11 protein-coding genes are annotated in these 12246 nt (G+C 73.4%); 4 read left to right on the forward strand and 7 right to left on the reverse strand.

All coding sequences use genetic code 11. From position 1 onward, the window contains the following. Positions 1–32 precede the first annotated feature (32 nt). Genes WEB03_RS10095 through WEB03_RS10105 form a run of 3 tightly spaced genes read right to left on the reverse strand, consistent with a single transcriptional unit; the run spans position 33 to position 1692 of the window. A complete protein-coding gene (locus tag WEB03_RS10095; protein ID WP_368070818.1) occupies positions 33–761 on the reverse strand; it encodes an HD-GYP domain-containing protein in 729 nt (242 codons plus the stop codon). Further along, positions 761–1144: a response regulator transcription factor gene (locus WEB03_RS10100; RefSeq protein ID WP_368070819.1), complete on the reverse strand. Its 384-nt coding sequence runs from the start codon at positions 1142–1144 to the stop codon at positions 761–763. The genes WEB03_RS10095 and WEB03_RS10100 overlap by 1 nt, the downstream gene beginning before the upstream one ends. A gap of 26 nt (positions 1145–1170) precedes the next feature. Next, entirely contained in the window at positions 1171–1692 is a 522-nt protein-coding gene (locus tag WEB03_RS10105) for an AmfC protein (protein WP_368070820.1), read from the reverse strand. Between the two features lie 179 nt (positions 1693–1871). Between WEB03_RS10105 and WEB03_RS10110 the strand changes: the two genes are divergently transcribed. Further along, positions 1872–3251, forward strand: coding sequence for a DUF4388 domain-containing protein (locus WEB03_RS10110; RefSeq protein WP_368070821.1), 1380 nt, complete (start codon positions 1872–1874; stop codon positions 3249–3251). A 16-nt stretch (positions 3252–3267) separates the two neighbouring features. On the opposite strand, the gene WEB03_RS10115 is transcribed toward WEB03_RS10110, so the two are convergent. Then, on the reverse strand, positions 3268–3765 hold the full coding sequence (locus tag WEB03_RS10115; RefSeq protein WP_368070833.1) for an inorganic diphosphatase: 498 nt from the start codon (positions 3763–3765) through the stop codon (positions 3268–3270). Positions 3766–3959: 194 nt separating this feature from the next. On the opposite strand from WEB03_RS10115, the gene bcp reads away from it, so the two are divergent. Beyond that, positions 3960–4421 (forward strand): thioredoxin-dependent thiol peroxidase, encoded by a 462-nt coding sequence (bcp, locus tag WEB03_RS10120; protein WP_368070834.1) that lies wholly within the window; start codon positions 3960–3962, stop codon positions 4419–4421. A 36-nt stretch (positions 4422–4457) separates the two neighbouring features. Here the strand turns inward: bcp and WEB03_RS10125 are convergent, their stop codons facing one another. The 3 genes from WEB03_RS10125 to WEB03_RS10135 are packed head-to-tail and all read right to left on the reverse strand — an operon-like array spanning position 4458 to position 7786. Then, positions 4458–5603, reverse strand: coding sequence for a MalY/PatB family protein (locus WEB03_RS10125; protein WP_368070822.1), 1146 nt, complete (start codon positions 5601–5603; stop codon positions 4458–4460). 5 nt (positions 5604–5608) lie between these two features. Continuing rightward, entirely contained in the window at positions 5609–6574 is a 966-nt protein-coding gene (locus WEB03_RS10130; protein WP_368070823.1) for a folate-binding protein YgfZ, read from the reverse strand. Positions 6575–6634: 60 nt separating this feature from the next. After that, a complete protein-coding gene (locus tag WEB03_RS10135) occupies positions 6635–7786 on the reverse strand; it encodes an acyl-CoA dehydrogenase family protein (RefSeq protein ID WP_368070824.1) in 1152 nt (383 codons plus the stop codon). Positions 7787–7985: 199 nt separating this feature from the next. Between WEB03_RS10135 and WEB03_RS10140 the strand changes: the two genes are divergently transcribed. Next, positions 7986–9266, forward strand: coding sequence for a hydroxyacid-oxoacid transhydrogenase (locus WEB03_RS10140; RefSeq protein ID WP_368070825.1), 1281 nt, complete (start codon positions 7986–7988; stop codon positions 9264–9266). Positions 9267–9352: 86 nt separating this feature from the next. Further along, complete coding sequence (locus tag WEB03_RS10145) at positions 9353–12184, forward strand: FAD-binding and (Fe-S)-binding domain-containing protein (protein WP_368070835.1); 2832 nt, start codon at positions 9353–9355, stop codon at positions 12182–12184. Positions 12185–12246: the final 62 nt, after the last annotated feature.

A 12246-nucleotide genomic window follows, 5' to 3' on the forward strand; every position in this document is an offset into this window, starting at 1 on the left:
GGCCGCCTCGGCGGCAGGACGGGTCGCCTCGGTCACACCGGCAGCCGGTAGGTGCCGTCCTCCTGCGCGCCGAGCTCCTCGCACATCGCGACCCACGCCCGAGCGATGTCCGGGTCGAACTGCGTGCCCGCGTGGCGGTCGATCTCCTCGAGGGCGACGTGGATCGGCAGTGCCTTGCGGTACGGCCGGTCGGTGGTCATCGCATCGAAGCAGTCGGCCATCATGAAGATCCGGGCGGGCAGGTAGATGTCCTCGCCGGCCAGACCCTCGGGGTAGCCCTTGCCGTCCCACCGTTCGTGGTGGCTGCGGATGATGCCCACGGCGTCGCCGAGCAGCCGGAGCGGTTCGACCAGCGACACCCCGATGACGGGGTGGGTGCGCATGATCGCCCACTCCTCGTCGGTGAGCGGGCCAGGCTTGTTCAGCACCGCCTCGGGGATGCCGACCTTGCCGATGTCGTGCAGCAGGTAGCCGAACCCGATCTCGGCCCGTTCGGCGAGCTCGGGGGCGACCCGGCGCGTCAGCATCAGCGCGTACTGGTAGGTGCGATCGAGGTGGCTGCGGGTGTAGGTGTCCTTGGCCTCGCAGACCTCCGCGAGCGTGCGCACCATGCCGAGGTAGCCCGAGGAGAGCTCGCGGTAGGCCGCTTCAGCCTCCTCGCGTCGCTCCCGCTCCCGGCCCACGACCACCTGCAGGTCCTCGGCGAACATCAGCAGCTGCCGGCGGGTCACCTCGAGATCGTCGGCGCCTGCGGCGTGCATCAGCGGCCTCCGTCGGTCGCGTCGGCGCCGTCCCCGAGCGCGGCGATGCGTTCGATGAGCGCGAGCGGGCTGAACGGCTTGGTCACGTAGTCGTCGCAGCCGGCCGCCAGCCCGGCCGCGCGGTCCTCGCTGCGGTCGCGGGCGGTCAGCAGGAGGACCGGGATCGACGCCGTGCGCGGGTCACCCTTGACGCGACGGCAGACCTCGAGCCCGTCGATCTCCGGCATCATCACGTCGCAGACGATCACGTCGGGGCGGGGATCGACCTCGAGCTGCGCCAACGCGGCCCCGCCGTCCTCGACGGTCGTCACCTCGAGGTCCTCGAGGTCCAGGATGGTCCGGAGCACCTCGAGGATGAGCGGGTCGTCATCGACGACCAGCACCCGTCGTCGGCGTGCGGAGCGGCGCGTCACGCCAGCAGATCTGCGACGTTGGCGCGCCCGTCCTTGTAGCGGGCGGCGAGCTCGTCACGGAGCGCGTCGATCGCGTCGAACAGCTCGCGGCGGGTCCCGGAGAGCTCGGCCTCGTGGCGTTCCAGCGCGGCGATGAGTTCGGTGAGCTCAGCATCGCTGCGCGAGCTCAAGGTCGACAACGTCGACTCCCCGAGATCGGCGTCGATCCGTGCCACCAGCTCGTCCGCCTCGGGCGGCACCGTCAGCGACGTGACACGCGCCCGGAGCGGATCGCTGGCCCCCTGACCGCCAGCGAGCAGGGCGGGCAGGCGCGACAGCAGCTCCTCGACCTCGTCCTCGTCCTCGCCCGCTTCGAGCCGTCGCTCGAGCTCGGCACGCACGATGTCGAGCCGACCCTGGAGGACCCGGCGTGCGTACGAGACGGCCGCCTCGTGGTTCTCGCAGCTGGCGCGCCGTTCACGCAGCTGCTCGTTGGACCACGACGCGAGCTCGCCACGCTCACGGTCGTCGAGGGTCACCACGGCACCTCCATCCCCCACGTCCAGCTCCGCTCCGCGTCGGTCCTGCGTCCGCACGGTAGCGCCCGCCGTCAGCGGTGGTACGGCGAAGGTCGGTGCTGGTCAGGCACGCAGCGGTGGACCCTGATCGTGGCTCCCGACGTCGGGGGACGGCGGAGCCCGGGCAGTAGTCTCGGGACATGCGAGGTGACCTGTCCGAGATGCCGGCGGCCGACGTCTGTCGGGCGCTCGCCGTCGTCGGCGCGACGGGTGTGCTCGAGATCGAAGGTCCGGACGGTCGCGGTTCGCTGGTGTGCCGCGAGGGCCACATCATCGCGGCCACCTCGCCGACCCCACGGGCCCGGCTCGGTGACCGGCTCGTCAACGCCGGGTTGCTCGAGGAGGAGGCGCTCGACGACGTCCTCCGGTCGCAGGCACGCGCCCGGACCCACCGTCGGCTCGGCGCGATCCTGGTCGAGCAGGGGCTCGTGACCCAGGACGCGGTCCGGCTCGTCGCCCAGGAGCAGGTCATCGACGCCGTGTTCGACGTGCTCCGGTGGCGGTACGGCGGGTACCGGTTCGACGCCGGGGACCTCGACGACGTGTCCGAGGTCCCACTCCGCATCCCGGTCCCCCAGCTCCTGGTCGAGGTGGCCCGCCGCCAGGATGAGTGGGCCGAGCTCGAACGCGTCATCCCCGACCTCGAGGCGGTCCCGATCTTCGCGTCAGGGAGCGGGTCGACGACCGCGTCGCTCGAACCGGACGAGTTCACCGTGCTCGCGTCGATCGACGGGGTCCGCAGCGTGCGCGAACTGGCCGACGACCTCGGGTACGGCCAGTTCGAGGCGGCCCGCATCGTCTACGGGCTGACGCTGCTCGGGATCGTCGAGATCACGCTGCCCGAGGACGAGGTGGGTCGCGCCCTCGAGGACGCGCTGGAGGCGCTGTCGCGCTCGACCGCCGCTCCCGAGCCAGCCGCGCCGGCACCGGAGCCAGAGCCCGAGCCCGCTGCACCCGAACCGGCGCCCGAACCCGAACCGGCGCACGAACCCGAACCTGAGCCGGCCCCGCCGGAGCCGGAGCCGGAGCCGGAGCCGGAGCCCGAACCGGAGCCCCCGCCCGAACCGGCGCCGCCAGCGCCCGAACCGCCCGCCCCGGAGCCCGCGCCGCCCGCGCCCCGGACGACGCCCAGCGGATCGTTCACCGAGCTCAACGACGTGGCCCGACTGCTCGCCGAGCTCGAAGCGGATCCGGCCGGGCCGGCGACCCCAACGGCCGACCGCGACCCCGCGGCCACGGAGCCGGCAGCGTCGCCGACCGACGAGGGGATCGGGCCAGGTGACGGACCCGGCGACGACCCGGAGCCCCCCGCGGTCGAGCCCGATGTCGAACCCGAGCCGGCCGCGCAGATGGACGGGCGTGAGGTCTCCGAGCTGCTCCGCGAGCTGTCCCGGCTCGCGATCGACGACCCCGGTGACGTCCCGCCGCCCGAGCCACGCCGTGACCCCCCCGGCGGACCTCAGCGCCCCGAGCCGCCTCGGGACGAGCCACCCAAGCGCAGGCGCCTGTTCGGACGCTGAGCCGGCTCGCTCCGGGTCAGTTCGGGTAGGTGATGGCCTCGATCGGCCCCTCGTAGCGCTCGCGGGCCTCGGCGATCACCTGGAAGGCCTGCTCCCGGCTCCGCCAGCCACGCACGTCGACCAGCTTCTGCTCGAGGTCCTTGTAGATCGCGAAGAAGTGGGCGATCTCGTCGAGCAGGTGGTCCGGTACGTCCTCGAGGGTGTGCAGGTTGCGCCAGCGCGGATCCATGTCTGCCACGGCGAGGATCTTCTCGTCCACGCCCTTGTCGTCGGACATGTCGAGCATCCCGAGCACGCGCGCTTCGATGGTGCAGCCGGGGAACGTGGGCTCGCCGAGGATCACGACGACGTCGAGGTGGTCACCGTCGAGCGCGAGCGTCTCGGGGATGAACCCGTAGTCGCCCGGGTACCGCACGGCCGTGAACAGCATGCGGTCGAGTTCGAGGGCCTGGCGCTCGAAGTTCCACTCGTACTTGTTGCGTGAGCCCATCGGGACCTCGACGAACACCTCGATGGTGGCCGCATCAGCGCTCGGCTCGGCGACGCCTGCCGGTTCGTCGTCCCTCTTGGTCGTGTCGTCCTGCTCGCTCACCGGGCACCTCGTCGTCGTGTCGTCGGGTCCGATCGGGACCCGACGAGCACCGTACGCGTCCGGGGGGCGGCTACCGTCCGTCCGCCCGACCGCATCCCGTCAGGAGCCGCACCGTGATCGAGGCCGGACAGCCCGCCCCCACCTTCACCCTGCCGGACCAGGACGGTCGCGAGGTGTCGCTCGAGGACCTCCGCGGCCGGCCCGTCGTCATCTACTTCTACCCCAAGGACGACACACCGGGGTGCACGACCCAGGCCTGCGGGATCCGTGACCAGTGGGCCGAGTTCGAGGCGGCGGGGGCGACCGTGCTCGGGATCTCGCCCGACACCGTCGAGTCCCACGCGACGTTCGCCGGCAAGTACGACCTGCCCCACACGCTCCTGGCCGACCCCGAGCGTGCGGCCCTCGAGGCGTACGGCGCCTACGGCGAGAAGGTCCTCTACGGCAAGACCACCGTCGGAGTCATCCGCTCGACGTTCCTCGTCGACGCCGGCGGCACGGTCGCCAAGGTGTGGAAGCGCGTCCAGACCGAGACCCACGCCGACCAGGTCCTGAAGGCGCTCGCCGAGCTCGACTGACGCTCGGTTCGACGCCGATCGCGTCGATGTCGAGGCTCAGGCCAGGGCCGACGCCATGCGGCGGACCGCTTCCTCGAGGATCTCGGGTGAGGTGGCGAGGTTGAGGCGGGCGTGCCCAGCGCCGCCCGTGCCGAACTCCTGGCCGGGCACGAGCGCGACCCGACCCCGATCGAGGAACGTGGCCGCCGGGTCGTCGCCGAGCCCGAGGGCGCGGAGATCGAGCCAGGCGAGGTAGGTCGCCTCGTTCCGTCGGTACCGCACGGCGGAGAGGTGCTCGGCGAGCAGCCCCTCGAACAGGTCGACGTTCCGCCCGATCGAGGCGAGCAGGTCGTCGAGCCACCCGCGGGCGTGGTCGAGGGCGGCGACGTGCGCGGTGACGCCGAGGTAGCTGGCGCCGTGCCACACGACCTCGGGCATCCGGGCGAGGTCATCGGCCGCGTCGGCGCCCGCGACGGCCAGCGCGGCCTTGATGCCAGCCAGGTGCCAGCCCTTCGAGGCCGAGTGCAACGCGAACCCGCGCTCACCGCCGGGCACGCTGAGGTAGGGCACGAACCGGTGCGGTGCGAGGACGAGCGGGGCGTGGATCTCGTCGACGATCACGCGCACGCCGTACTGGCTCGCCAGCTCGGCGACCGCGGTCAGCTCCGCCTCGGTGTGGAGGACACCGGTCGGGTTGTGCGGGCTGCACAGCAGGTAGGCAGCACGGCGGCCACCCGTGACGGCGCGAGCCATCGCCGCCTCGATGGCATCGAGGTCGAGGCGCAGGTCCGCGCCGAGCGGCGCCTCCTCGACGCGTCGCCCCGCGTGCTCGATGTAGGCGAAGAACGGCGGGTAGACCGGCGGGTTGACGATGACGGCATCACCCGGGTCGGTGGTCAGGCCCAGCACCTCGACGATGCCACCCATGACGTCCGGGACCAGGGCGGCGGCGTCCGGATCGAGGTGCCAGCCCCACCGCTCGGCGGCGAAGCGTTCGAGCGCTTCGGCGTACGGCACAGCCCCGTACGGGTACCCGGTGTCACCCGACGCGACCGCGTCGCTGATGGCGCGCACGACCGGTTCGGCGACCGGTGCATCCATCTCGGCGACGAACAGCGGCAGGACGTCCGACGGGTAGGCCCTCCACTTGAGGCTGCCGCGGGTCCGGAGCTGGTCGAGCGTCAGCTGGCGGAGCGGGTCCACGGGGCTCAGCTCGCGCGGGCGTCGCGGCGTCGCGCCACGTTGGGGTCGGCGCCCGGCTGCGGCTGCCCTTCGCCGACCAGTCGGCGGACGGTCAGCACCTGACCCTCGTCACCCTCGTAGGCGGCACCGACCTCGGCGTCGGCGGGCACGAACGCCAGCGCGACATCGCCAGCGCGGGTGGCGGAGGTCACGGTGACCCGGCGACGTCCCTCGCCGAGCTCATCGCCGGCGCCGACCGGGACGGCGGCGTCCACGACCGCGAGCCGGCGGCGGGGTCGGCCGAGCTGCCACATGCGCGCCACCGCTTCCTGGCCCGGGTAGCAGCCCTTGGCGAGGTGCACGTGCGTCGGCAACAGGCCGAGCTCCTCGGGCAGGTGCGGTGCCGCCACCTCAGCGCCCCATGCGGGTTCACCGACGACGATCCGCGCGTCCTCGAGGTCAGCCGCACCCCCGCGCACGGCACCCGCAGCCTCGCAGGCGGCGACCGCCTCCTCGACCTCGTCGGCTGGCCCGATCAGGTCGATCCCCGCGGGCCGGCCGACGCGGACCAGCGCGTCGTCGCTGTCCCACCGCCCGGCGCCGATCCCGAGCCCGGCGTCGGTCGCGACCTCGATCGCTCCCGGCCCGCGCAGGCTCGAGACCACCAGATCGTCGATGATGGCGAAGCTCGCGTCGGCCAAGAAGGTGCGGCCACCGAGCACGGTCACGACATCCTCGGCCAGGGCGCGGGTCGCCACCAGCAGCCACAGCCGCTCGGGGTGCACCAGCACGTCGAAGGCGTGCAGCGGTGCGCCGTGGATGTCGAGGTGCAGCGCGCCGCGGGCCTCGAAGGGCTTCGCGTCAGCCAACGCCTGCGAGGTGACGGCCTCGAGGTAGCTGATCCGGTCGCCGCCGGTGACCTCGACCAGGGCGCGGTCGGTCGGTGCGACGATCGGGTCGCGTCGGTCGACGACAGCGGACGGCACGGACACGGACAGCTCTCGGGTCGGGGCCCATCGAGGGTAGGCCCCCGCCCCGACTCTGCCTCCCGGTCAGGCGAGGAGGGTCCGGGCGATGATCATCTCCTGGATCTCGGTCGTGCCGCCGCCGATGGTGGCGAGCTTGGCGTCGCGCAGGCTCCGCTCGACGTGGAACTCGTCGATGTAGCCCCAGCCGCCGTGGATCTGGATGGCCTCGAGCGCGTTCTGGACCGCGGCTTCCCCCACGTAGGCCTTGGCCATGGACGCCTGCAGCTGGTGCTCGTGGCCGTTGTCCTTGAGCCAGGCCGCCTGCCGTTGCAGCAGCCGGGCGTTCTCGAGCCGGATGGCCATCTGCGCGAGCTTGTGCTGGATCGCGCCGAACTTCGCGATCGGCTTGCCGAAGGCTTCGCGTTCCTTGGCGTAGCGGATCGACACGTCGAGCCCGCGCTGCATGCCGCCGACCGCGCTGGCGATCATGCAGGTGCGCTCCCAGTCGAAGCACTCGAAGCCGACGGCCCACAGGGCCGTGCCCTCGTCGCCGAGGATGTTCGACTCGGGGACCGCCACGTCGGTGAACGACAGCTCGACGGTCGGCGAGGTCCGGTTGCCGAGCTTGCGGAGCTCTTTGGACACCTCGAACCCGGGCGAGTCGGTCTCGACCAGGAACGCGGTGAAGGCGTTCCCAGCCGGCGCGTCCGGGTCGGTCCGCGCGACGACGGTCACGACGTCGGCGAGCGAGCCGTTGGTGATGAAGGTCTTGGTCCCGTTGAGGACGAACGTGTCGCCCTCGCGTCGGGCGCTGGATCTCATCCCGGCGGTGTCCGATCCGGCCTCCGGCTCGGTGATCGCGAACGCACCGATCGACTCGCCGGACGCCATCCGTGGCAGCCACCGCTGCTTCTGCTCCTCGGTGCCGTGCAGCGCGATCGGCATGCAGCCGATGGTCAGGTGCGCGCCGAGCGACAGGTTCAGCCCGGCGTCCATCCCGCTGTAGGCGAGCGCCTCGAGCGCCAGGCCGGTCGTGAGGACGTCCGCACCCGACCCGCCGTACTCGGTCGGCACGGGCAACCCGGCCAGGCCGAACTCGGCGACCTTCGCCCACACGTCGGGGTCCCAGCGGCCGGCCCGGTCGCGCTCGAGGATGCCCGGCGCGACGTGCTCGGCGGCGAACGCTCGCACGCTGGCGATGAACGCCTCTTGCTCCTCGGACAGCAGGAAGTCCACGCCACGCTCCGTTGCTCGATGAGGGAGGTTCAGCCGGTGGGGCCGACCGGGAGCCTAGCCCCGGGACCGGAACGAACAGGCTCGGAACGTTCCGTTCGCCTCGCCCGGTCGCGGCCCCGATCGCGACCCCGGGTCGCGGACCCTCGGCGGGGGTCACCCGCACCGTCGTAGGCTCCGCCGAGCCACCGAGGGGAGCGGCGTGGACGCCACCGGACGAGAGACGATCTTCACCTACGCAGCGCCGGCGCTGAAGTTCGGACCGGGCGCCTCGCTCGAGCTCGGCCACGACCTCGCGAGCCGGGGGGCCCGGCGGGTGCTGGTCGTCACCGACGCCGGCGTCGCCGCGACCGGGCACCCGCAGCGCATCGTCGACGCGATGGCCGGGTACGGCGTCGAGGGGGTCGTCTTCGACCGCGTCCACGTCGAGCCGACCGACGCCTCGCTGCGCGACGCCATCGAGCACGCCCGCGATACCGGTCCGTGGGACGCGATCGTCGCCGTCGGGGGTGGTTCGAGCATCGACACGGCCAAGGCCGTCGCGCTCCTGACCTCCAACCCGGGTGAACTGTTCGACTACATCAACCCGCCGGTCGGCGAGGGTCGCGCCCCGACGCAGCCGTTGCCGCTGCTCGTCGCGGTCCCGACGACGACCGGGACGGGGTCGGAGTCCACCACCATCTGCGTGCTCGACGTGCTCGATCTGCAGATCAAGACCGGCATCAGCCACGCGGCGCTCCGGCCGGTGCTCGCGGTGGTCGACCCGGACCTGACCGTGACGCAGCCGGCCGGCGTCACCGCGGCGGCCGGGATGGACATCCTCTGCCACGCGCTCGAGAGCTACACCGCCAAGCCGTACACCGCCTACGACCGCAAGCGTCCCGAGGAGCGGGTCCCCTACTGCGGCTCCAACCCCATCGCCGACCTGTGGTCCGAGCGGTCGCTACAGCTCCTCGCACGCTCGTTCCGCACCGCGGTCCGTGACCCGGACGACGCCACCGCCCGCGGCGAGATGGCGATGGCCGCGACGTTCGCCGGGCTCGGGTTCGGCAACGCCGGGGTCCACATCCCGCACGCCAACGCGTACCCGATCGCGGGGAGGGTGCGGGACTTCCACCCCGCCGACTACCCCGACGATCACGCGATGGTCCCCCACGGGATGGCCGTGGCGCTGACCGCCCCGGAGGCCTTCCGGTTCACGTTCGACGCTGCACCCGAGCGCCACCTTCGGGTGGCTGAACTGCTCGCTCCCGACCTCGACCGCAGCGACGACCCCACCGAGCAGCTACCCGCGGCCATCACCGCGCTGATCCGTGACATCGGTCTGCCGAACGGGGTCGGTGGCGTCGGGTTCGGCGAGGCCGACGTGCCGGACCTGGTCGAGGGGACGATGAAGCAGCAGCGGCTGCTGGCGACGGCACCGAAGCCGGTCACCGAGGACGACCTGGCGGGGATCCTGACCCGGTCGCTCGAGCTCTGGTGACGCCGCCCGCCGCCACGCCGGCCACGCCGACCGCACCGTCGCCATCGTCGTCGAGCGGGCCATCCCCGGCGCAGGTCGCCGCCTCGCTGTCGATCGCCGGGCTGGTCGAGGTCGACGCGTCGACCCGGCGACGGGCGGAGTACTCGACCGACGCGTCGCTCTACCGCGTCCCGCCGCTCGCCGTCGCCTTCCCCCGCCACCGCGACGAGGTGATCGCGGCGCTCGAGGTGGCCCGGTCGCTCGGCGTCGGCCTGACCCTCCGCGGCGGCGGCACGTCCATCGCGGGCAACGCCGTCGGGCCCGGCATCGTGCTGGACACCTCGCGGCACCTGACGGCCATCGGCGACCTCGATCCGGACGCCCGGACGGTCCGGGTCGAGCCGGGGGTCGTGCTGAGCGACCTCCAGCGGGCGGCCGCGCCGCACGGGCTGCGCTTCGGACCCGACCCCTCCACCCACGACCGCTGCACGCTCGGCGGGATGCTCGGCAACAACGCCTGCGGCACCCGGGCGCTCGGCTACGGGCGCACCGTCGACAACGTCGTGCGCCTGGACGTCGTGACGGGGCGTGGCAACGAGCTGACCGTCGGTCCCGCCGACGACCCTCGCTCAGCGCCGCTGGACCCCGCGCTGGCCGCGCTCACCGAGCGGTACGCCGACGCCATCGACACCCACCTCGACCGCTTCCCCCGCCAGGTGTCCGGCTACGGGCTCCACCACCTGCTGCCGGACCGCGGGGCGGACCTCGCCCGCGCCCTGGTCGGCAGCGAGGGCACCTGCGCGATCACCCTGGGTGCGATCCTCTGGCTCGTGCCCGTGCCGACCACCACGCTGCTGGTGGTCCTCGGCTACCCGGACGTCGCCGCAGCCGGTGACGCCGTCCCCGCCCTCCTCCCCCACCGACCCGTCGCGGTCGAGGGCATCGACCGGCGCATCGTCGACGCGGTGATCCGCCGACGCGGGGCATCCGCCGTCCCGCCGCTGCCCGACGGTGCGGCGTGGCTGTTCGTGGAGCTCGCCGGTGACGACCTCGGCGAACTGCGGTCGGCGGCGCGGCGATTGCTGACCGACGCCGACGCCACCGCCCACCTCGAGATCGACGACGTCACGGCCGCCCGAGCGCTCTGGCGGATCCGCGAGGACGGCGCGGCGCTGTCGTCACGCTCGGCCGACGGCGAACCCGCCCACGCCGGGTGGGAGGACGCCGCCGTCCCGCCCGTTCGGCTCGGCGAGTACCTGCGCGCCTTCGACGCGCTGCTCGACGACCACGGGCTGACCACGCTCCCCTACGGCCACTTCGGCGACGGCTGCGTCCACGCACGGATCGACCTGCCGTTCGGGCCGCGCGGCGGGCCGGACCGCGGCGTCGGTGTGTTCCGTCGGTTCCTCGAGGACGCAGCCGACCTCGTCGCCGGCTTCGGCGGATCGATGTCCGGCGAGCACGGTGACGGGCGGGCGCGCTCCGAGCTGCTGCCGCGGATGTACCCGCCGGAGGTGCTCGACGCCTTCGCGGCCTTCGAGGCCGCGCTCGACCCCGACGGCACCCTGAACCCCGGCGTGCTCGTCCGGCCGCGTCCCGCCGACGCCGACCTCCGGCTCCCGTCAGCCGTGGCGCCCGTGTCCGGCGGCTTCACCTTCCCCGAGGACGGAGACGACCTCGGCGCAGCTGTGCACCGCTGCATCGGCGTCGGTGCGTGCCGCGCCGACCGGACCGAGCGCGGGGCGGTGATGTGCCCGTCCTACCTCGCCACCGGCGACGAGAAGGACTCGACCCGCGGGCGGGCGCGCGTGCTGCAGGAGGTGGTCGACGGGCGGCTGGTCACCGACGGGTTCGCGTCACGCGAGCTGCACGATGCGCTCGACCTGTGCCTGGCCTGCAAGGGCTGCGCCGTCGACTGTCCCGCCGGCGTGGACGTGGCCACCTACAAGGCCGAGGCTCTGCACCGCACCTACGGCGGGCGCCTCCGCCCGCGCAGCCACTACGCCCTCGGCCAGCTCCCCCGCTGGGCACGGTTGGCTGGCCTGGCACCCAGGCTGGCCTCACGTGCGTTGGACGTCCCGGCGATCGCGAAGTTGGCGCGGTGGGCTGCGGGCGTCGACCAGCGCCGCGACCTGCCCCGCTTCGCGCCGCGGCCGTTCTCCCGTGCGTTCCGTCGCCGGCCCGCCGGCGATGCGCCGACCGACCTCGCGTCCCGGCCGCCGGTGCTGCTGTGGGCCGACACCTTCAGCGACCGCTTCGACCCCGAGGTCGCCATCGCGACCGTCCGGGTCCTCGAGGCCGCCGGGTACCGCGTCGAGGTGCCCGACGCGCCGCGCTGCTGCGGCCTGACCTGGATCTCGACCGGCCAGCTCGACGCCGCCGCACGCATCCTGCGGGGCACCGTCGACGACCTCGCCGTGCACGCCCGGGCCGGCGTCCCGATCGTCGGCCTCGAGCCTCCGTGCGTGGCCGTGCTGCGTGACGACGCACCGCGGCTGCTCGGTGCGGACGACGCCGCGGCCCGCGACGTGGCCGCGGCGACCCGCACGCTGGCCGAGCTCCTGAGCGAGACCGAGGGGTGGCAGCCACCTCGCCTCGACGGGGTGCGGGTGCTGGCGCAGCCGCACTGCCACCACCACGCGGTCATGGGGTGGGAGACCGACCGGGCCCTGCTCGAGTCGGCCGGGGCGCACGTGGACGCGGTCGGCGGGTGCTGCGGGCTGGCCGGCAACTTCGGCGTCGAGCGCGGCCACCACGAGGTGTCGGTCGCCGTGGCCGAGACCGCGCTCCTGCCCGCCGTCCGCGCGATGGCACCCGGCACGGTCGTGCTCGCCGACGGGTTCAGCTGCCGCACCCAGCTCGACCAGCTCGCCGACCAACCGTCGATCCACCTCGCCCAGCTGCTCGCGTCCCACCTCGGCGCTTCGCCGGTCGAGTGAGCGCTGACGCCTAGCGGGGCGCTGGTGTCGCGCCGATGCCACGTGAGGACCCCGGTAGTCCG

Source organism: Nitriliruptor sp. (assembly GCF_040882075.1).
Classification (GTDB): domain Bacteria; phylum Actinomycetota; class Nitriliruptoria; order Nitriliruptorales; family Nitriliruptoraceae; genus Nitriliruptor.